We start from the raw sequence: 20,742 nt of genomic DNA, 5'->3' as shown, positions 1-20,742 counted from the left end.
TTGGTGTTATTGTCAAAACATATTGATGCACTTTTAAAATCAAAAAAAGTTTTATTGCTACAAGGGCCTATAGGGTCTTTTTTTGCTGAGTTTTCAGACTGGCTCACTTCGCAAAATATTCAATGTTTTAAAGTTAATTTCAATGCAGGTGATTGGCGCTTCTATTATGGGCGTGCCAATATCTGGCATTTTAGAAAAAAACCAAAGCATTTCCAAACATGGCTCAAACATCAGGTGTGCAACCATCAAATTGATGCGTTGGTTTGTTTTGGCGATTGTCGTTATTATCACGTGCAGGCAAAACAGCTCGCACAGCGCTTAGGTATTCCTTTTTTTGTATTTGAAGAGGGTTATGTTCGACCAGATTACATTACTTTTGAAGCCAATGGTGTTAATCATTTTTCAAATTTTCAGTATCAGCTTCATCAGCAATCTAACAGTTTAGATACCATCGAGACGCATAAAACGCATAATAAGTTTAGGCTCATGGTGCTAAGTAGTATTCAGTATTATATTTTTTGGGCAGTATTTTTTTGGCTTTATCCATTTTATCAGCATCATCGAGGCTATTCACCCATACAAGAGATGTGCTACTGGATTATCTCTGGATACCGTCGGATTAAAAATTATGCTTTAGAACCCGCGCGCCTGAACACATTGATTCAACAGCATGATCATAACTATTTTGTTTTTGCGTTGCAGGTTCATAACGATTTTCAAATCAGAATTCACAGCGAGTATCGCCAGATTGAAGATGTAATTGATGAGGTGATGCATTCATTTTCAATTCATGCAGATTCGACGCACTATTTAGTGTTCAAACATCATCCGATGGATCGTGGTTATCGCCATTATGGACGTTACATCCAAAGTCGTGCCCGACAACTTGGTATCCAGCAAAGAGTGCATTATCTTTGCGATGTGCATTTACCTACATTACTCAAGCATAGCATTGGGCTAATCACAATCAATAGTACTACGGGAATCCAAGCGCTTTATCATCATATTCCGGTCAAGGTATTGGGCCGTGCAATTTATGATGTGCCCCAATTAACAAGTCAATTAAATCTTGACGAGTTTTGGACCCAGCGATATATCGTAAATGAGCAATTTTATAATAGTTTTTGTCGCTCACTTATTTATGCTACGCAACTCAATGGTGCTTACTATGGTAAACATTACTGGATGAATGCTGTTCGAGTAAGTGAGTAAGATTAATCAAGTATTGCCAATGTCGTATAATGAATTGTTTTCAAATGATCGATAAATTGGCTAAGTTTCGTTTCCCACACGCCCCAGTCTAATTGAGATTCTGCAATTGTCTTTTTCATAGCAGATAAAACGTGTAATTTTTTTTGATAACCGGTGAGTGCTGTATCTTGGTCAACCATGCTCATGAAATGTGCAGTTTCAGCATAAATGAATTTTGTTTCTGGATCATGGATCAAGGAAACAATAGATAAAGCCACATCTGAAAAGCGATCTTGAACATCAAACATGACGTAGTCCTCCAAAATGACTAACATTTGAGATCTAGATACATATAATCAGAACTAAAAGAATGATTAAAGTTGCATTTATGATAGGTTTTGTTAATGGGTTCTAAGTAATAAACCAATAGTTTACTTTTCATGTATTGATTTTTTATTCAATAGCAGGTTGTTTAGCGTTAAGTTACATTTTTCCAAGTACTTTCACACTTTAAAGTCTACTGCTTCATCAAAAACTGATTCACTCAAAAAATTATATGTATTAATTGACGTCCAAAAACAAGGTTTCCTTAATTTCCTCCATCACAATATAGCTGTGTGAAGACGCCGAGGAGGGCAGTTTTTTAAGCAGATCGCCGAGCAAGCGGCGATAGGCACTCATTTCCTTCAGGCGTGCTTTGACCAGATAATCAAATTCCCCCGAAATCAGATGACACTCCAACACTTCAGGAATCGCCACCAAGTCACGTGCGACCTGATCAAATACATCCCCCGATTTTGCCGATAACTTGATTTCCAGAAAGACCAATAGATTCCGATCGACATACGCCGGATTCAGCCGTGCATGGTAGCCTGTGATTACGCCATCACGCTCTAGCCGCTTAACCCGCTCGGAGCAAGGCGTGGTCGATAAATTGACCCGTGAAGCCAGTTCGCTGATGGCAATGCGCCCTTCCTTTTGCAGAATATCTAAAATCTGCCGATCAATCCGGTCTAGTGCACGCATAAGAAATTTCCTTTTTTTCGTTTTTTTGCACGACGAATTCTTAAAATTACCTAAATTATAGCGTTTAAATCAGTGAAATTAACTATCTAACCAGAAATATACTAGTGAAATAACCTAATACGGATTTAAGGAACGGACATGCGTGTAATTGTTTTGGGCAGTGGTGTTATTGGTGTGGCTAGCGCTTATTACCTTGCGCAACAAGGCGCGCAGGTTACGGTATTAGACCGTCAGGCGGGGCCAGCAGAAGAAACCAGTTTTGGCAATGCCGGCCAGATTTCACCGGGTTACTCTACCCCGTGGGCAGCGCCAGGCATTCCGTTTAAAGCGGTAAAATGGATGTTTCAACATCATGCACCCTTGGCAATCAATATCGATGGCAGCATGTGGCAGTTACAGTGGATGGCGCAAATGCTTAAAAACTGTAATCCAGCCAGCTATACCACCAACAAAGAACGCATGATGCGTGTGGCTGAATACAGCCGTGACTGCCTCAAAGCATTGCGTGAAACCACAGGTATCGAATATGAGAACCGTGCTAAGGGAACCTTGCAGGTTTTTCGTAGCGAAGCACAATTAGAAGCAGTGCAGCGTGACATTCAGGTGCTAGAAGAATGTGGCGTTGGTTATGCACTACTTGATCGCGAGGGGCTTGCCCAAGTCGAGCCGGCACTTGCACATGCTCAGGATAAACTGGTCGGTGGTTTGCACTTGCCAAATGATGAAACTGGCGACTGTTATTTGTTTACCAATGCGCTGGCCAACAAAGCCAAAGCACTGGGCGTCGATTTTCGGTTTAATCAGCAGGTCGAAGGCTTGGTGGTCGAAGGCGATAGCATCAAAGGCGTGCGCGTTAATGGTCAAACTCTAACAGCAGATCGTTATGTATTGGCATTTGGTAGTTATTCGCGTGACTTTTTAAAACCGCTTGAACTTAATCTGCCGGTGTATCCAGTCAAAGGGTATTCACTCACAATCCCGATTGTGCAGCCTGAGTTCGCGCCGCAGTCGACCGTGCTCGATGAAACCTACAAGATCGCCATTACCCGTTTCGACCAGCGTATTCGTGTGGGAGGGATGGCCGAGCTGAGTGGCTTTAATCTTGGCTTAAATCAAGATCGACGCGCCACGCTTGAGATGGTGACACAAGATTTATTCCCGGGCGGCAATATGGCAGAAGCGTCTTTCTGGACAGGTTTACGCCCAATGACACCAGACAGCACGCCAATTATTGGTGCGACCCGCTTTAAAAATTTATTTCTCAATACCGGACATGGCACTTTGGGTTGGACCATGGCCTGTGGCTCTGGCAAGTTGATCAGTGACATTGTGCTGAACCATCAAACCGATATCAGTACCGAAGGGCTCTCGCTGCAACGTTATTCTAGCGCAGCCTAAGTCTAAGTCTTAAACCTCAGGGAAGATTCACTATGCCACGTCCCATTCATGCCGTTGTGCATCAGGATGCCTTAACACACAATCTTCAGGTTGCCCGAAACGCCACGCCAGACAGTCAGGTCTTTGCCGTGGTTAAGGCCAATGCTTATGGTCATGGTATCGAACGCGTATATCCGGCCTTAAGCGCCGCCGATGGTTTTGCACTACTTGATCTTGCCGAAGCTAAACGCATTCGGGCGTTGGGCTGGACCGGGCCAATATTGTTACTGGAAGGTGTGTTTTCACCGCAAGATTTATACGATTGCACGCAAGATCAGCTCAGCTTTACCGTGCATCACCTGAGCCAGATTGAATGGATCGAGCGTCATCCTGCGCCAGCGCAGTTTCATGTTTATTTAAAAATGAACAGCGGCATGAACCGTTTGGGCTTTCAGCCTGCGGCGTATCGCGAAGCGTGGCAGCGCCTGCATGCATTACCGCAGGTGGCCAGTATCACGCACATGACGCACTTTTCCGATGCAGATGGCAATCGTTTTGGCGAGTCTGGGATTAACTATCAGCAACGTATTTTTGAACAAACGGTTGAGGGGCTTGCGGGCCCACGATCGATCAGTAACAGTGCCGCGATTCTACGCCATCCATTGCACTCCGATGTTGTCCGTAGCGGCATCATGCTCTATGGCAGCGCACCAGATTATCCGGCACATTCAATCGACCACTGGACACTCAAGCCCACGATGAGCCTACGTAGTGAGTTGCTGGCCATTCAAGATTTACAGCCCAATGACACTGTGGGATACGGCTCAAGCTTTATGGCAGACCGCCCACTCAAGATCGGTATTGTGGCTTGTGGTTATGCCGACGGTTATCAACGTATATCGCCGACAGGTACGCCTATTCTGGTAGATGGCGTGCGTACCCGTACCGTTGGTCGCGTCAGTATGGACATGCTGGCAGTCGATTTGACGCCTGTACCACAGGCTGCTGTGGGAAGTGAGGTGGTGCTGTGGGGCAGGTCTAAAACTGGTGCAACTTTATCCATCGATGAGGTGGCAGTGGCTTCGGGCACCGTAGGTTATGAACTCATGTGTGCTGTTACGGCACGCGTTCCATTTATTACACAAACATAAGGATATAGGCATGTCGAACAGCGATATTCAGCGCATCAATACCACCGCGGTAATGAGTGCTGTCACCATTTTTAATGGCGTAGTGTATCTCTCTGGTCAGGTTCCGAAGCAGACCGATCAAGGGATTGAAGGGCAAACCCGAGAAATTCTGGCAACTATCGATGCTTTGTTGGCCGCAGCCCATACCGACAAATCCCGCCTGCTTTCTGCGCAACTGTTTTTAAAGCATCTTGATGATTTTCAACAGGTGAATACAATCTGGACCGAGTGGCTCGATGGACTGGCCACACCCGCACGGGCCACCATTCAGGCCGATCTGGTCAATCCAGACTGGCTCATCGAAATTGCCGTGATTGCGGCACAAGCTTAATTTTATATCCGCCAGTACATTCGTGTGCTGGCGTTGACAATTTAAGACCCGTATTCCCTTTTATATTGAAGTGAATGACGGGCACAAGGAGCGTTAGATCCCGCTGTTTTCAGTATTTTTGTGAGGCGATCCCAAACAAAAGGAAAAATGGCTGGGTTTAAAAGAGGAAATTCAAAAAGGATGTGACCTTATGACTACAGGACGTCATCGCGACGCTGAGCATGTACCCCATGAGCTTCAGCGCAAACTGTCGAATCGTCATTTACAATTGATTGCGATTGGCGGTGCCATTGGAACAGGCCTCTTTATGGGATCAGGGAAAACGATCTCGCTGGCAGGGCCTTCTATTTTATATATTTACATGATCATTGGCGTCATGTTCTTTTTTTTAATGCGTGCCATGGGTGAGTTGTTACTGGCGAATCTGCATTATAAGTCTTTTGTCGATATGGCGCATGATCTGCTCGGTCCGGGCGCTGGCTATTATCTGGGCTGGACCTACTGGTTAGGCTGGGTACTGGTCGGAATCGCCGATCTGGCTGCCATTATCAACTATTTAAGTTTCTGGTTACCCGATGGGACCACCTTTACGCCAATGGGGCAGGCACTCATTAGCGCAGCATGTGTATTTTTGGTGCTCGGGCTGAATCTGTTAACCGTGCGCCTGTTTGGTGAAATCGAATTCTGGTTTGCCTTGATTAAGATTCTGGCGATTGTCGGATTGATCGGCGTCGGTGGCTACATGGTGTTTAGCCATTTTCATTCTCCTGCCGGCGCTGTGGCATCGATCAGTAATGTCTGGTCCGCAGGGGGAATGTTTCCTAAAGGCGTTGAAGGTTTCTTGGCTGGCTTTCAAATTGCAGTTTTTGCTTTTGTTGGGGTCGAGCTGGTCGGTACGACTGCCGCAGAAACCAAAGATCCTGAAAAAAATCTTCCCAAAGCCATCAATGCCATCCCAATCCGCATTATTTTATTTTACGTATTGGCATTGTTTGTGGTGATGTCGGTGACGCCTTGGAATCAGATCAGTGCCAATAAAAGCCCATTTGTAGAGCTGTTTTTGTACGCAGGTATTCCGACTTCTGCCATCATCATGAATCTGGTGGTGTTGTCTTCGGTGATGTCCTCGATGAACAGCGGTGTGTTTTCGACCAGCCGTATGTTGTTTGGTTTATCACGTGACGGTCAAGCTCCTAAGGCGTTTGCACAGTTATCGCGCCGTGCAGTACCGGCCAATGGCTTATTGTTTTCCTGCCTGTTTATTATGGCAGGTGCCGCGTTGCAATATTTTGTGCCCAATACCATGGAGGCCTTTACGCTGGCCAGTTCACTTTGCGTGATCTTGTTTATTAGTGTATGGAGCATGATCATGGTGTGCTACTTGCGTTATCGTAAGCTGCGCCCTGAGTTGCATGCCCAATCGACGTTTAAGATGCCAGGCGGTATTTTGATGTCGTATGTGGTTTTGGGCTTTTTGATGTTTACGTTGGTGATTCTGGCATTGGAGCCCGATACCCTTAAAGCACTTTACGTGAGTCCGCTCTGGTTGATTATTTTGGGCTTTACTTATCAGTTTATGTATAAGCCTCGCGTGAAACGTTTGATGCAAAATTAAAAGAAATGATCCATTGAAGAGCATCGTCTGGCGTATGCTCTTCAAATTGTATTAAATCTCGTGCTCAATACGCAAAATAAAACATGATTTCTCAGAAAATATTTCAAAAAGAAAGTCGATCTTACTGCGAATCAAGATGTATTCGCATCTCATTTGTTTAAATAACTGATGTCAATTTTTAAATTTTTAGTGTCAATATTTTTTTGTTTTTTTTCGTTAGCTTAAGCCCTCGTACCAAACACATCACATTTTTGTTTAGAAAGTGAATTTGGTATGTACTTTTAAAACGATTTAACTTTTTAAAAAAGGGTGGCTCTTTAAATGAAAATGAAATTATTGATTGGCGCATTCATGACAATTGGTGTTATGCAGGGAGCAGTGGCTGCCGATACCATTACCTTTACTGGCACAGTTGATTCAAACACCTGTACCGTCGATGTTGGAAGCTCTGCTTCGCCAACGATTACGCTACCGACTGTTGGTGCAGGAAGTTTAACTGCTGCTGGAAAAACTGCAGGTGCAACGCCTTTTAGTATCAATATTAAAGGGTGTAGCCAAACTGCGGATGACGTTGCGGTACGTTTTACCGCGCATAATCCTGATGGTGCTAATTTAGGCGTTTCAAGTGCAACTGGTAGTGCAACAAATATTTCAATTCAGCTTTTAAATGGAAGTGCTGGCAGTTCTCCACTGGTTTTTAATAACGGAATTGCCACTACAGCGAAGCAAACCACATCATCAGGTACTACTACCTATAATATGACCGCGCAATATTATGCAAAAGATAAGGTGACAGCCGGCTCGGTCACGGCAGTTGCTGATTATGAAGTGATCTATCCTTAATCGATTTTTAATGATCCGCCATGTGCCATAACTATGGTGACATGGCGTTTTTGATAAAAAGACAAGAAAAGGATAAACCATGAAAAAAGCCTCTAAACTTTGGTTCAGTATGTTAATCGCAAGCTTCGTGTGCAATACATCGTTGGTATACGCCAATGTGGTGATGACAGGTACTCGCGTGATTTACCCGGCTGAACAAAAAGAAAAAACGCTGCAATTTAGTAACAGGAAAGATCAGAGTTATCTTGTTCAAATCTGGTTAGATCAAAACAACCCTCAATCGACGCCTGAAACTGCAGATGCTCCTTTCATGGTCAATCCTCAGGTTTTCCGTATTGATCCATCTCGCGGACAAATGGTACGGATGGTCTACACAGGCGACACACATTTGCCTGCCGATAGAGAATCTATTTTTTACTTAAATTTTAAGCAAATACCTGCATTTGAAAAAAACAAACTTGATCAAAATATGCTGGTCTTATTGGTTAAAAGTCGCTTAAAAGTTTTTTATCGTCCAAAAACAATTGTAGGGCAACCAGAGGATTCTTTTAACACCCTGACCTATTTATTGGTGAAAGATCAAGATACCACATGGCTTGAAGTGAATAATCCAAGTGGTTATTACATCACGCCAACTCATGCCACTGTCAAAAAAAACGCGCAGACTGCAAAAGCACTTGATATAGCGATGATTCCGCCTAAAACGACCGCTCGTTGGAAGTTGGATCGATCGATAGATAACGGTGCTGATCTTGAGGTGAGCTTACGCTTAGTGAATGACTACGGAGCCTCTGTCAATCAGCGAATCGCAGCCCAGCATGATCGATAAGGCCAGTTGATGATGAAGCATACCTCGGCTATAGCAGCGCATACCGTTTTATCGGTTGCAATTCATTCATTGCTCTTTCATTCAAATCAGTTATATGCCAATACCCCTGTTTCAGAGCTGAGCTCATCTCAAGAGTTATATACTTTCGATGCCAAGTTACTTAAGGGAACAGGCCTAAATCAAGAGTTAATCGATCGTTTCAATCAGTCTAGTGTATTACAGGCTGGATCATACACAGTCGATCTATATGTCAATCAACATTTGATTGGTCGACGTGAAATCAGATTTATAGATGACCCAGATCAGCCTGGCAAAGTAGATGCCTGCTGGACTGATGCCTTACTAGATCAGGCAAATATTGTGGGTGATCTTCAGTTCCAGAAAAGCCGAACTCGGGGTCAAAATACAAGTAGCAAAGAAGATTGTCTAAAACTGGCCCAGATCGCACCAGGTAGTCAAATCGATTTTGATTATGCCAATTTACGCTTGGATTTAAATATTGCTCAGCAGTATTTAAAAAGTGTTCCAAGAGGATATGTGAATCCTGAAGAGCTTGATGCAGGACAAAGTATTGGATTTTTAAATTATTCTGCGAATTACTACCGCACAGAAAACAGATTTGAAAGCAAACAAAACTATGAGTCAGGTTTTTTAAGCTTAAACGCGGGTGCCAATATTGGAAAATGGCAGTACCGTCAGCAAAGTAATTTTTCAATTGATAATGACCATCATACTCAATGGAATCACATTCGAAGCTATCTACAGCGACCCATTAATTCATTGACGTCTGTACTGACATTAGGCCAGCAATATGGCTCGGGACAATTTTTCTCGACATTGCCTTATTTGGGATTAAGTCTGCAAACAGATGAACGGATGCGCCCAGATTCAATGCGAGGTTATGCACCCGTGATTCGTGGCACCGCACAGACCAATGCAAAAGTATCGATACAACAAAACGGGCGCGAGATTTATCAGATAAATGTTGCCCCAGGGCCTTTTGAAATTAAAGATTTGTATCCGACCAATTTTGAAGGAAATTTAAAGGCGGTCGTTACAGAGGCCGATGGCAGTGTCCATGTGCATGACATTCCATATGCTGCCGTTCCTAACTCTTTACGTGCAGGTCTTTATAACTATAACTTTTCAGTGGGAAAAACTGATCTGGATCACGCACAACAGGCTTACTTCTCAGATTTTAATTATGAATATGGTTTAAATAACAGTATCACGATGAATGGAGGTTTCCGTTTAAGTCAGGATTATCAAGCGCTTTTATTTGGTGGCGTATGGGGATCTACTTTGGGCGCGCTCGGAACTAACATCACCTATTCTCGTGCTGATATCACGACCTCTTCAGGCAAAGATACAACAGATGGCTGGATGGCCAATATTAATTACAGTAAGACCATTCAACCGACCAATACGACTATTGCAATAGCTGGATATCGATATTCAACTGAAGGTTATCGCGAGCTAGGAGACATACTCGGATTAGCATATGCGACTAAGCAAGGGGGAGATTGGGTTTCAAATACATATCTACAACGCTCGCGTTTTCAAATTAATTTAAGCCAGCAGTTTGGTCAACTTGGTAGTTTTTATTTAGCAGGTTCAACTCAAAACTATCGTGATGAGCGTAAACGTGACACATCGTTTCAGGCTGGATTCAGTAAAAGTATCGGTATTATGAGCTTCAATCTTAACTATACACGTCAAAAAACCTATGCCGTACGTGGTGATCGTGTCAAAGAAGAATATTCAGATAATTTTGGTGGCATTAGTATTCATATTCCTCTAGGTAAAGCCCGAAATCCGTTACGCCCAACATTGAGTGCCTATTATAATCAAAGCAAAAACAATGAAAATTATCAGCTTGCTATGAATGGCGCGCTTGATCCCGATTACAGCCTCAACTATACCATCGGTGTAAACGGAGCTTCCGATCATAGTGATACCACTTATTCTGCAGGCCTTTATAAACGCTTTGCATCACTTCAGGTGGGTGTCAATAGTGCCTATAGTCATCAGTACTGGCAAAATTCAATCAGTGCAAATGGCGCTGTTGCATTACATTCAGGTGGAGTGACCTTAGGGCCTTACTTAACAGATACCTTTGGCTTGGTTGAGGCGAAAGGGGCTCAAGGAGCCAAAGTCATTAGCTCACCTTATAGCAAAATTGATCGCTTTGGTTATGCACTAATCCCAAGTTTAAGTCCCTATCGATATAACAGTATCATTTTAGATCCTCAAGGTATTGCAAATAATATTGAGCTCATAGGTGGAGAGCAGCGCGTTGCACCGTATGCAGGCGCGAGTGTGAAAATCAAATTTCTGACCCGGACAGGATACAACGTATTAATCCAAAGCCATTTGAACAATCAACAGGTCATTCCAATGGGAACAGATGTATTCAATGCTGAAAAAGAGGTTATTGGTATGGTCGGTCAAGGCGGACAAATGTATCTGCGTGTTGCACAGCCTAAAGGAATATTACGTTTGCGTTGGAGTGATCAGCAGGGAACTTCAAGTTGTTCGTTACCCTATACGATCTCCGATGTCGATTTAAGCCAACCACTAATTAAATTGAGCGCTGTGTGCAATATGGAGAATAAATAAATGTTCCTTCTTCATACAGGTCTTCAATCACATTTTAAAGGTATAGTTTTAAGTTTTGTGTCGCTATTGATACTGCTAGTGTCTAGTCAAGGCTGGGCACAATGCACAATGAATAGATCACCTCAATATCTGGAAACAGATGACTGGAGTGCGGCAAAAATTCGATTTGGTAATGTGCAACTCATGAATCAGGCGATACAGCCATTAGGTAGCGTGATTGCCAGTACAGTGATTGCACCAACAGAGTTTCGTGCAAGAAATGCCAATTCAGAGTCTATTCTATGGACATGCGATGAGGGCGACCAGAACTACATCACCTTTCTTGTCTCAACCAATGGAGATGATTTTTACGGTGGTCGTACCGAAGTTGCGGCAACGGATGCAGGTGGTCAATCTGGCGTATTTTATACCGCGGCACAGCTTCTTGGTCTTAGATTAACGATGGCGGGGAAGGTCGTTACTCAATATTATCAGGATATTCCCGTGAATTACGAAACTGGCTCAGGTGCAAATGGCTGTGCGGTGGGTAAAATTTGTATTCGACTCAAACATATTCCAAACTTACAAGCAGAGCTAATACGCATACAAACCAATCCTGAAACCAACACAGGCGTGGTTAAGCCTTGGCTATCTAGTGGAATATATAGTTACTTGGGCCCAGCAGCGTATATTCAGTTGAGTAATAAAACCAATGGTATTGGTCCACAACCTGTCACGTTTGGTCACGATGAAATTGGAGAAAGTCATACAACCAACTTCGCTTTCTGGGGAGCGGATAATGGTATTGGTTACACATTATATAATGCAGTAAGTATGAGCCCGCCATCGAATTCATGCTTAACTACTTTTACCACACCTGTGGTGAATTTTCCGAAAACCAATACGCAGGCTTTGAACGATGGAGGAGAGGTTTCAGCAGATTTTGAGGTACAGGTACAATGTCATAATAATGCTCAACGAGGAACCTCAACGGGTCAAAATGCCATCGGTATACAGGTCTCCTCTTCAAGTTACGATGCCGCGCAAACCTTAGGTTTGGTCAATTCCTCTACAGGAGTGAGTGCCTTAATCTCAAACCAATACGGACAAGATCCGAGCTTAGCTCAAAATGTCGGAATTTATCTGACCAACCCAGCCAATAACACCACAATGAATTTTGTGGGCCAGCCAGGCTTAACGGGTACATTTCCAGCCACCTTTGGAACAGGATGTAGTGGATACTGTTACAGTGCAATTAATTATCCAAGCGGAAATTCGGCTGGCTGGTACTCACTGACGCAAAATGCTCAAGTGATCGGTTCGCCTGTAGCCAACCATACGTTATACCGGATTCCTTATCGTGCAGTTCTGAAGAAACTACCCAAAGGTACCGCTACAGCAGGAAGGGTATATGCCACTGCTACAGTACTGGTCAAGATACAATGAAAATCTTCTGTTTTATATTAATAAGTTGCTGTATGTATACCTCTAAGGCCGCAATAGCCGGGTTGCTTCCTGAAAATACACGTGTGATTTACAATAGTTATGAATCATCTCGATCATTTATTGTGGTCAATAAAAATCATTATCCAGTATTGGTACAAGCATGGGTGGATGATGGTGCTGGAGATCCAAATACAAAACAGGCACCTTTTTTGATCAATCCTCCTGTCTTTAAAATGCAGAGTGGAGCGGTACAGGTTTTAAAGATTATCTACACAGGTGAAAAACAAGATACAGATCAGGAATCACAATTTTGGCTCAATTTATATGAGGTACCGGGAAAATCGTCAGTGTTCACCGGTTCGAATACCGACAACCAACTTGATCTCACCATGCAAACGCAGTTAAAACTTTTTTATCGGCCTAAAAAAGTTCCAAAAATGGATCTTCAAGCTGTTGCAGCGCAGCTGAAATTTTCTTTTAAGACAATAGATGGTCAACAGTATTTGATCAGTGAAAATCCGAGTGTATACTTTATTTCTTTTGCCGAAATTACATTAAGATCAGACCAACATTCAATACCAGTTCAGGCAAACCTTGAACAGATGCTTGCGCCAAAATCTCGACAGGTTTACCCAATCGATCATATCCCTGACCAAATGAAGCAGATCGATTTTAGCCTTATTGGAGACGATGGCTTTGCATATTCATTTAAATATCTTTACTATAAGTTTAAATAAATCTTAATGTAAGTATAACTTACTCATTTTTTGATTGAACTTAATCCCAAATAGAATGAAATTTAATGATAAAAACTTCGGTTACTGTACTTTTATTACTCATGATTGTGGATTTTTGTAAATCTTACAATTTAAAAGTTCCAGAAAGCTGTAGATCTTATTTTCATGATTCTCGTTATTTATCACTAAATAATATTTATGATCGTGTACCCTTTTCGACATGGCAAAAAATTATTTATGAACTTTATGAACAATATCCTGTTCCTGATTTAAGTATTAAAATTACAAAACATGCAAATATTTCCTGTGCTGGGCTAACAGGTTATCTCATTCTTGCACGGGAAAATTTATATCAAGCTGCTATGGATTTTATCTACTATGAGCGTTTAATTGTAGATTACAATTCGGGTAGTTTAAAAGTTAAAAATGACCTGATTGAGTTTGTATGGTCTGATTTTCATGAAAAAGCTGGTCTCTTAGTCGATGAGGTCATTGTTTTTACTTATATTGAGATTGCTAGACAAGTTATTGATCCACAAGAATTAAAATTAGAAAAGATTTCATTTTATTACGATAAGCCGGAAAATTCTGATTTTTATGAAAAAATATTAGGATGTCCTGTTCATTTCAACAGCCCAATTATTTCTGTTGTGATGTCAGCTTCCCATTTAGAAAGTATACGCTTACCCACAAAGGATCCGATTTTATATAAGATACTTAAACAGGAAGCAAATCGGCATATTTTAGATTTGCCTTCAAATCACGATTTTGAGCAAAGACTTGAAATATGTATTATGCATTGTATCAAAGAAATCACCTTAAATAATGTGGCAAATTATTTAAATATTTCAACGCATACACTTAAAAATAAACTTTTTCAAAGAAAATTAAACTTTAACGTATGTGTAAATAAAGTCAGAAAAAAATTAGCGATCACATATCTTGAAAATGAGAAACTTACGATTAATCAAGTCGCAGATCTGCTTGGATATTCTGAACAAAGTGCTTTTCAACGTGCTTTCAAATCTTGGATGAACATTACACCCTTACAATTTAGAAAAAATCTTAAACAAGAAGATATACAAAGCTAATCGATTAATTTTAATTTTATACTGATGATCGCATTGAAAAGATATAAGGTATAAGAATACAAGTTAAGCTTATATGTTTTATCAGTTTGGATAGCTTGATTAAGTTCTGTTCATATGAATCCAAAATTGTTAAAGAAATTAATTTGATCTTATAGTTGTATGCAGGTCGATTTAATTCGAATAACTACGCACTCAGCTCTTTAACTTTAATTAAGCTTTTATCAGATCAATGTCTAATCAGGTAAATTTGATTTTATGAAGTTTAAAAATGTAATCATAATCAATAGCATTTATGAAAAACTACAGCTAACCAGATCGAGATTGCTCTAATTTCTAAAAAATTGATGAGCGTTACTTCAATAAATTAAAACGATTCAAACTTAAATCAATGTATCTTTCATTTAAATATAGACAATAAATATAGAATATTTTTACGATTCAAACTAATAATTTTTTTTAAAGATGCTAATGATGTGCTCAATTCTATAAAAATATTTTTATCTTTTGATAAATTTTATTTCCTAGTTAATTGTATTTTAAATAAAATATTAACTAAATGGCAATTCAGATAAAAATCAGTATTTAAATTGTTATAGTATAACATATCTTTTTTCATATTTATAGGTTGAATTATTAGTGATTAAAATTTTGATTTTATTTTAAAGTATAATTGAAGTATTTTTCATATAAGAATTTCATTTTTAGTTATTTAGTTTTTATATTAAATAAATTTCTAATGGTTTCTTAATAATTATTTGATTCATACAATATTAGAAATAAGATTCATTATCAAAAAGTAACAATTAGATAATAATAAATATATTAATAATGTTATTTATTAAGTTTCATTTTTAAAAATTTGATATAAAACATTGACTTAATTCTAAAATTATATTTTTTAATAAAAAATTAATCAATTTTAAATTTGATTAATGATTTTTACAAATTATTTTATGGATAATTATATTTTAATTTTATGATAATATATTTTAAAAATAATTTGTTACACTGTTTTTAAAATATATTAATATTATTTAAAACAATAATATATGCTTTAAATAGATTGAAGGTAAATTGTGTTTTTAGGTTGCTTTATTTTATTTGTTTTGTATTTGAGAAAATTATTTTCTAGAATTATTAACTGTGGAAGGAAGCTAATTAGAAAAAGATCTAGATAAAAAAGGACGGTAAAGATTATGAAACTATCAGCAATCAATGTCGCTTTAATATGTTTGTGTTTTCTAGGAAATACACATGCTACCGATGACTGGAGCTACCGCTGGAAAGCATCAAGCACACGATCTAGTGAAAACCTTTATCAAGCCAATTTAATTGAGCTTATGGATTCTGATTATTATTCTGGCTTGGGAAAAACAACGTTAAATACCACCAACAATGTAAATACCACCAATAATATTGAAACGCAAAACAATACCAGTTCAACGTCGATTGGAGCACTCGATACCTCGACGAACTCACTCACAATTAATGGTTCAAATAACAGTGGTATAAAACTTTCAACCTCTGCCTTTAATGAAGGGTCAATCAATTCGAGTACACAACAACAAAATCAGAATTGCCCTAATTTAAGCACTCACTCGGACGTACCACTATGCTGAATCTTACTTCCAATAAAATCAAAATATCTTCGGTGGGTACCACGATATTTTTCAGCGCTTTCCTGAGCGGTTGTACTGGCTTAGCGGTTTCAAATAAAGAACCTGTAAGCCTCGTTCAAGGGCCAGCAATTACAGACATTTTTACTCCTTTTGACATGGCATTGTCGTGCTTAAAAGGTCAAATACGTAATGACGTCAACTTTTCTGTAGGTGCCATTTTAGATCAGACAGGTAAGGACGTTGTGACTGACGGTGGCACAGGTAAATTGGTCACTCAAGGTGCAGGAGATATGGTGCAGTCGGCCTTGTTCCGCGCGGGTGTGAGTTTACTCAACCGACGTGACCCACGCATTATTGAAAGTGAAGCCAAATGGGGGATTCGTGATCCGCGTATGATTCAAGCTTCTAATTACTATGTGACAGGCAGTATTAATAGTTTGGATTTTATCCCAGGTGGTGGTTTTGATATGCAAATTGGTGGAGTAGGGCCAAATTACAGTCAGACCCGGATTATCGTTGGTCTTGATTTGTCCTTAACCGATGCACGCACCAGTAAAGTGGTGGGGAATGTATCTTTGCAAAAACAAATCGTCGCGCAAGATTACGGGATTAGCGCGGGTCGTTTTGCAGGACGAACACTTTTAAACATTCAAATTGGTAAAGGTGAACGTGAAGCAACCAATTTTGCACTGCGTCAAATGCTCAATCTGGCCACATTTGAGCTGCTCAGTCAGGTCGTGCCGCCATCCACATTTGAAGGCTGTCGCAACACCATTCCACCCGAATTTGGGCGTTTAAGCCTCACTCAGAGTTCGGTGGCACTCTACAAATATAAAGAGACACAGCAGCAAAAAACACCAGTGACCAGTGGCGTGACAGAATCGTCACTGACCAAAACAAATCCGTCGACTGAAAAAAATAAACCGGCCAATGTACCCAATAAAGATATACAGCCCATGAAGGAAAAAGAATCGAACTTGATTAGTAATCCAGATGGCGATTCTGAACTGAATAAGAAAGATCTGATCAAGTACATCAGCATGAAACCAGCAGTTACGCCACCAGCGAAAGTGGTTCCAGAAAACAGTGATGCTGAACAAGAAAAACTCCTGACCGATGCGGTACCTGGGTTTGAAGACAACTACTGGTCGAGCATTCAGCGCGACTAAAGAATTTGCAGTAAATGGGCTCGCTACCATTATAAAAAAGAAGTACTCAGCGAGGAGTACTTCAAAACAAAAAAAGGAATACAACTATGAAAACGACTATCACAAAAATTGCCTTAGCCGCAGCCTTCCTTTCAACCGCAGCTATGGCGAATGCATCCCCTATGCAGATCAGCGTTAATTCAGGTGCAACAAGTATTATTAACGCATTAGCACGATATGCAGATCGTACGACCAGTACCGCATTTAATGTTGCTGTGAATACAGGTGATGTAGATGCATCTGTCAATACTTTGGGAGCCTTCAACTCACTCAAAAATGTGGGAAGTACCATTGCAGTTGAAACATCTGCTTTAGGTGCAGCCAACACTGGCGATATTTATTTGGAACAAGGCAGTTTGAGTGCTGCTAGTTCAGGTGCAGAATCAGCATCAATGGCTGCAGCTAGAGGCGCTACAAGATCTTCAGGTTGGGGCTGGTATTCAAATAGCAGTTCTTACGGCAGTGCGTTTAACTCTGCTTATGGCTCTAACTTTGAAAACTCACTCGATGAAACACTCAGCAATTATAGCGCTGCAAATATTGCCTACAACTCAGGTTCAATTGATGCATCGGTCAATACCGCGGGCTTAGTGAACCGGATCAATGGTATTAGTACTTCAGCAGTGGGTGCAGTGAACACAGGTGGTATTTCTGTTGTTGTGAAGTAATACCCTCACATTTGATTCTTCAGGGTCCTAACTTTAGTCATATTGTTAGGCCCTTCTTTATTTTAAAACAACCATCGAGTAATTAATTTTAAACGTTTTCTAGATTTGAGTCTGCTTTACAATCATAGTACTACATATCGTTATAAACGGCATAAAAAAAGCCCTCATCTTTCGATGAGGGCTTTTTAGAATCTGGAGCGGGAAACGAGACTCGAACTCGCGACCCCAACCTTGGCAAGAGTCACCAACATAAAATATATTAAATTACATAACTGGTATCTTAATAAACCATATATATAACAGTCGTATAGGTTTTTATTTTGTGTGGTGTAGTTTAAGGTAGGGTGCGGTAGTTTGATTTTTTGGTCACTAATTTATCGTGATAATCAACAATAATAACCAACATATAGATTTTGTTTTTAAGGGTATTTTACTATGTGGTAAATTTTTTATTGTGGTGTTTATCATAAAGATAATGAGGAATGAACTCAGTACCAATTTAAACGGATTCTTCTAACGCTTATTTGAAAGTCTAGATTGAATAGCAACAGCTTTTAAGGTGAAATGCTCTTATAAGATATGTCGAAACGTCATGTTTAATCGACCATCATTAATTTTGGCTTGTTTAGGGACACTATGCTGCCAGAAGTGTTGTAGCTCTCCATGCATAATCAATAAATCACCATGAGCTAAACGAATTTCAATTTTATCTTCATGATCATCATTACGACGCAATAAGAAACGACGAGATTCTCCAAAGTTCAGTGATGCAATAGTTGGGTTTAGTCCCAATTCTTTTTCGGCATCAGTATGCCAAGAAATATAGTCTTGACCACTTCGATACCAATTTAATAGCACACTATTAAATGGAGTGTCACATACAGTTGCTAACTGTTGTTTCATCCACAGTAAAGCTGAGTTCCAAGGATTAGGGTGTAATAATATGCCTGAATATTTATAGGCTTTTCCTGTATCTCCATACCATGCAGATATACGAGGTAAGGTATGAGATTTACCATACATTTTGATGGTGTCTTGATGCCATTGGATATTTTTCCAATCAATTTGATTAATATCTTGTACCTGATGCCAATTGGTATGATTCCAATCATATTGGCTATTTTCAAAAAATACAGCTAATGTTCGATCAGCTATTTTTTTTTCAATAAATTGAGGAATGTAGCGTAAAGTTCCATGTGGCACTTCGATATCATACCCACATCCACAAGGACTGGGTTGCATTGGATATGTCTGCTGACTAAACAAAACTTCTGGTTCATTAAACAGATTATTCATATTCATTAGCTCTCATTAAATACATGCAGCATAGGCACGAATCGGTGCTGGGCGTTCCTGTATGCATCGGCTATTTAAGTTATATTCTGTAATACGGACTTTACCATGATGATTGAGGTAGAGTTGTTGAGGAGAAAGTAGTTGATGAAATGTATCGAAGCCCTTATTTCCTGTAATAAAGTCTGGGCTTACAGCATAAACATAGTGTTTGCTATGGCGTGCATATTGTTTCATTTCATGGCATAAGTGACTCATGCTGAATTGCACACTTAAATACATGTCTAATATATTGCTCAGTAAATGAATACTTGGCAATTGATTTATATTGGAAGCCATAAAATCAGGTTCCAGTTCATCTAGAGTGCAGGCATGATGAATGATATTCAGCTTAATATCGTGATGTTGAGCTTTCTGCGTAATCCAGTGTGATGCACGTGCTAATGCAGCAGCAGAAGGTTCCACAAGAATGACATCCAAACGATCGATGCTATAGCCTTGATCCAACACGTATTCAATCCAAGCCAATGTTGCAATACCTTGCCCACATCCATAATCAACGATGCAGGCTTGAATAGGAATATGCTTTTCAAATGTACTGTATTGAAAACTATGAGCAAGTACAGCTTGCATGCGCAGATAATGTCCCCAACCATAAAGTGCCATATAGCTGATTAAGTCATCAGAATGATGTAGAGGGTTCTTTGCGCGAGCTGTCTTTTTACTGAACTGATAGTAGTCAAATTGTGTTTGTAGATTATTTTGAAAGAAATCAACATGCTCTGCACAGAGTTGTTCAAAATCGTGTGCAAGAATAGATTGTAAAAATTGATCTTCTTGTTGTGTTTGGAATTTGAGGAGAGCGTTCATTTATAGTATCCAAAGTCATGATGTCTTTGAATACAAGATAGAGCGCTTTGGTCATGAATTTAGATTTCATAAGCTTACGGTACTGCTGAGCTGCAGCCCCGTAAAAAAGTACAATTAAATTGCTAAGTTTAACAGTTGATTTTCACAGGGCAGAATCTAAGCAGATACTATTGGGGACGCGCATCTCAATCAAGCAAAGCTTTCGTCTTGCACTCGGGCAAAGCAGTTCTTTACTGTTCCTCATTCATCCCTTATCTACAGGGAAGTCTGTTCAGACAGCGTTATTTATTAAACACGTTCTACCGGTAGACGTCTTAATCCCTTATCTACAGGGAAGTCTGTTCAGACATATGCTTGCAGGCAAACCTACTTTGAAACTACGGTCTTAATCCCTTATCTACAGGGAAGTCTGTTCAGACGCGAATCCCATACTTCTTCCCATTGGGTGCCTTCGTCTTAATCCCTTATCTACAGGGAAGTCTGTTCAGACGCTACTCTTGCTGTACCTCACACATTAAATAAACGTCTTAATCCCTTATCTACAGGGAAGTCTGTTCAGACTGTTAGACATGGCTGGTGGTTGGGGTGGTGAAGTCTTAATCCCTTATCTACAGGGAAGTCTGTTCAGACCAATTCGAATTGGAGTCTATTAATGCAATTTAACGTCTTAATCCCTTATCTACAGGGAAGTCTGTTCAGACGTAGCATCAATATTTGTGGATGCTGCACAAGAAGTCTTAATCCCTTATCTACAGGGAAGTCTGTTCAGACGATTTCGTTCTGTGTTTATGGAAGACACATTTCCGTCTT

General features: G+C 40.2%; 18 protein-coding genes and 1 CRISPR repeat array (1 of these 19 only partly in view). Of the genes, 14 read left to right on the top strand and 4 right to left on the bottom strand.

Annotation, left to right across the window (positions count from 1 at the left end):
- Window positions 1–9 precede the first annotated feature (9 nt).
- Entirely contained in the window at window positions 10–1,212 is a 1,203-nt protein-coding gene (locus tag KCV09_RS11420; protein WP_212515167.1) for a capsule biosynthesis protein, read from the top strand.
- Window positions 1,213–1,214: 2 nt separating this feature from the next.
- On the opposite strand, the gene KCV09_RS11415 is transcribed toward KCV09_RS11420, so the two are convergent.
- Window positions 1,215–1,499 (bottom strand): hypothetical protein, encoded by a 285-nt coding sequence (locus tag KCV09_RS11415; RefSeq protein WP_149931266.1) that lies wholly within the window; start codon window positions 1,497–1,499, stop codon window positions 1,215–1,217.
- A gap of 253 nt (window positions 1,500–1,752) precedes the next feature.
- A complete protein-coding gene (locus KCV09_RS11410; protein WP_004944298.1) occupies window positions 1,753–2,217 on the bottom strand; it encodes an Lrp/AsnC ligand binding domain-containing protein in 465 nt (154 codons plus the stop codon).
- A gap of 138 nt (window positions 2,218–2,355) precedes the next feature.
- On the opposite strand from KCV09_RS11410, the gene KCV09_RS11405 reads away from it, so the two are divergent.
- The 13 genes from KCV09_RS11405 (at window position 2,356) to KCV09_RS11345 (ending at window position 17,769) form a co-directional block, all read left to right on the top strand.
- Window positions 2,356–3,615 (top strand): D-amino acid dehydrogenase, encoded by a 1,260-nt coding sequence (locus KCV09_RS11405; protein WP_004941675.1) that lies wholly within the window; start codon window positions 2,356–2,358, stop codon window positions 3,613–3,615.
- Window positions 3,616–3,647: 32 nt separating this feature from the next.
- Complete coding sequence (gene alr, locus KCV09_RS11400; protein WP_149931265.1) at window positions 3,648–4,745, top strand: alanine racemase; 1,098 nt, start codon at window positions 3,648–3,650, stop codon at window positions 4,743–4,745.
- Window positions 4,746–4,755: 10 nt separating this feature from the next.
- Window positions 4,756–5,115, top strand: coding sequence for a RidA family protein (locus tag KCV09_RS11395; RefSeq protein WP_004944294.1), 360 nt, complete (start codon window positions 4,756–4,758; stop codon window positions 5,113–5,115).
- Between the two features lie 190 nt (window positions 5,116–5,305).
- Window positions 5,306–6,730, top strand: coding sequence for an amino acid permease (locus tag KCV09_RS11390; RefSeq protein ID WP_004944292.1), 1,425 nt, complete (start codon window positions 5,306–5,308; stop codon window positions 6,728–6,730).
- Window positions 6,731–7,051: 321 nt separating this feature from the next.
- Complete coding sequence (locus KCV09_RS11385) at window positions 7,052–7,573, top strand: fimbrial protein (protein WP_004941661.1); 522 nt, start codon at window positions 7,052–7,054, stop codon at window positions 7,571–7,573.
- Between the two features lie 79 nt (window positions 7,574–7,652).
- Complete coding sequence (locus KCV09_RS11380) at window positions 7,653–8,402, top strand: fimbrial biogenesis chaperone (RefSeq protein WP_212515166.1); 750 nt, start codon at window positions 7,653–7,655, stop codon at window positions 8,400–8,402.
- A 9-nt stretch (window positions 8,403–8,411) separates the two neighbouring features.
- Entirely contained in the window at window positions 8,412–11,021 is a 2,610-nt protein-coding gene (locus KCV09_RS11375; protein ID WP_228301556.1) for a fimbria/pilus outer membrane usher protein, read from the top strand.
- A gap of 108 nt (window positions 11,022–11,129) precedes the next feature.
- Entirely contained in the window at window positions 11,130–12,446 is a 1,317-nt protein-coding gene (locus KCV09_RS11370) for a fimbrial protein (RefSeq protein WP_228198389.1), read from the top strand.
- A gap of 32 nt (window positions 12,447–12,478) precedes the next feature.
- Window positions 12,479–13,183 (top strand): fimbrial biogenesis chaperone, encoded by a 705-nt coding sequence (locus KCV09_RS11365; RefSeq protein ID WP_171402475.1) that lies wholly within the window; start codon window positions 12,479–12,481, stop codon window positions 13,181–13,183.
- A gap of 65 nt (window positions 13,184–13,248) precedes the next feature.
- Window positions 13,249–14,274: a helix-turn-helix domain-containing protein gene (locus tag KCV09_RS11360; RefSeq protein ID WP_119026254.1), complete on the top strand. Its 1,026-nt coding sequence runs from the start codon at window positions 13,249–13,251 to the stop codon at window positions 14,272–14,274.
- A 1,196-nt stretch (window positions 14,275–15,470) separates the two neighbouring features.
- Window positions 15,471–15,893, top strand: a complete 423-nt coding sequence (locus tag KCV09_RS11355; protein WP_004941648.1) for a hypothetical protein — start codon at window positions 15,471–15,473, stop codon at window positions 15,891–15,893.
- Window positions 15,887–17,062, top strand: a complete 1,176-nt coding sequence (locus KCV09_RS11350) for a CsgG/HfaB family protein (protein WP_104125354.1) — start codon at window positions 15,887–15,889, stop codon at window positions 17,060–17,062. The genes KCV09_RS11355 and KCV09_RS11350 overlap by 7 nt, the downstream gene beginning before the upstream one ends.
- A gap of 86 nt (window positions 17,063–17,148) precedes the next feature.
- Window positions 17,149–17,769, top strand: a complete 621-nt coding sequence (locus KCV09_RS11345; protein WP_104125353.1) for a hypothetical protein — start codon at window positions 17,149–17,151, stop codon at window positions 17,767–17,769.
- Between the two features lie 570 nt (window positions 17,770–18,339).
- On the opposite strand, the gene KCV09_RS11340 is transcribed toward KCV09_RS11345, so the two are convergent.
- Both KCV09_RS11340 and KCV09_RS11335 read right to left on the bottom strand, forming a co-directional pair.
- Window positions 18,340–19,071, bottom strand: a complete 732-nt coding sequence (locus tag KCV09_RS11340; protein ID WP_228301555.1) for an alpha-ketoglutarate-dependent dioxygenase AlkB family protein — start codon at window positions 19,069–19,071, stop codon at window positions 18,340–18,342.
- Between the two features lie 9 nt (window positions 19,072–19,080).
- Window positions 19,081–19,932: a methyltransferase domain-containing protein gene (locus KCV09_RS11335; RefSeq protein WP_212515165.1), complete on the bottom strand. Its 852-nt coding sequence runs from the start codon at window positions 19,930–19,932 to the stop codon at window positions 19,081–19,083.
- A gap of 240 nt (window positions 19,933–20,172) precedes the next feature.
- Window positions 20,173–20,742: a CRISPR direct-repeat array (repeat unit 37 nt; unit sequence GTCTTAATCCCTTATCTACAGGGAAGTCTGTTCAGAC) (it continues 876 nt past the right edge of the window).

This window comes from Acinetobacter soli, assembly GCF_018139125.1.
Classification (GTDB): domain Bacteria; phylum Pseudomonadota; class Gammaproteobacteria; order Pseudomonadales; family Moraxellaceae; genus Acinetobacter; species Acinetobacter soli.
The sequence above is the reverse complement of the archived record's forward strand: the minus strand, read 5'-3'. Positions and strand labels throughout refer to the sequence as shown.

Coding starts and splice junctions, on each gene's coding strand:
- KCV09_RS11405 (WP_004941675.1), top strand. CDS start 2,356: ATGCGTGTAATTGTTTTGGGCAGTGGTGTTATTGGTGTGGCTAGCGCT.
- KCV09_RS11385 (WP_004941661.1), top strand. CDS start 7,052: ATGAAAATGAAATTATTGATTGGCGCATTCATGACAATTGGTGTTATG.
- KCV09_RS11410 (WP_004944298.1), bottom strand. CDS start 2,217: ATGCGTGCACTAGACCGGATTGATCGGCAGATTTTAGATATTCTGCAA.
- KCV09_RS11390 (WP_004944292.1), top strand. CDS start 5,306: ATGACTACAGGACGTCATCGCGACGCTGAGCATGTACCCCATGAGCTT.
- KCV09_RS11380 (WP_212515166.1), top strand. CDS start 7,653: ATGAAAAAAGCCTCTAAACTTTGGTTCAGTATGTTAATCGCAAGCTTC.
- KCV09_RS11395 (WP_004944294.1), top strand. CDS start 4,756: ATGTCGAACAGCGATATTCAGCGCATCAATACCACCGCGGTAATGAGT.
- KCV09_RS11375 (WP_228301556.1), top strand. CDS start 8,412: ATGATGAAGCATACCTCGGCTATAGCAGCGCATACCGTTTTATCGGTT.
- KCV09_RS11350 (WP_104125354.1), top strand. CDS start 15,887: ATGCTGAATCTTACTTCCAATAAAATCAAAATATCTTCGGTGGGTACC.
- KCV09_RS11355 (WP_004941648.1), top strand. CDS start 15,471: ATGAAACTATCAGCAATCAATGTCGCTTTAATATGTTTGTGTTTTCTA.
- KCV09_RS11340 (WP_228301555.1), bottom strand. CDS start 19,071: ATGAATATGAATAATCTGTTTAATGAACCAGAAGTTTTGTTTAGTCAG.
- KCV09_RS11335 (WP_212515165.1), bottom strand. CDS start 19,932: ATGAACGCTCTCCTCAAATTCCAAACACAACAAGAAGATCAATTTTTA.
- KCV09_RS11345 (WP_104125353.1), top strand. CDS start 17,149: ATGAAAACGACTATCACAAAAATTGCCTTAGCCGCAGCCTTCCTTTCA.
- alr (WP_149931265.1), top strand. CDS start 3,648: ATGCCACGTCCCATTCATGCCGTTGTGCATCAGGATGCCTTAACACAC.
- KCV09_RS11370 (WP_228198389.1), top strand. CDS start 11,130: ATGAATAGATCACCTCAATATCTGGAAACAGATGACTGGAGTGCGGCA.
- KCV09_RS11415 (WP_149931266.1), bottom strand. CDS start 1,499: ATGTTTGATGTTCAAGATCGCTTTTCAGATGTGGCTTTATCTATTGTT.
- KCV09_RS11365 (WP_171402475.1), top strand. CDS start 12,479: ATGTATACCTCTAAGGCCGCAATAGCCGGGTTGCTTCCTGAAAATACA.
- KCV09_RS11360 (WP_119026254.1), top strand. CDS start 13,249: ATGATAAAAACTTCGGTTACTGTACTTTTATTACTCATGATTGTGGAT.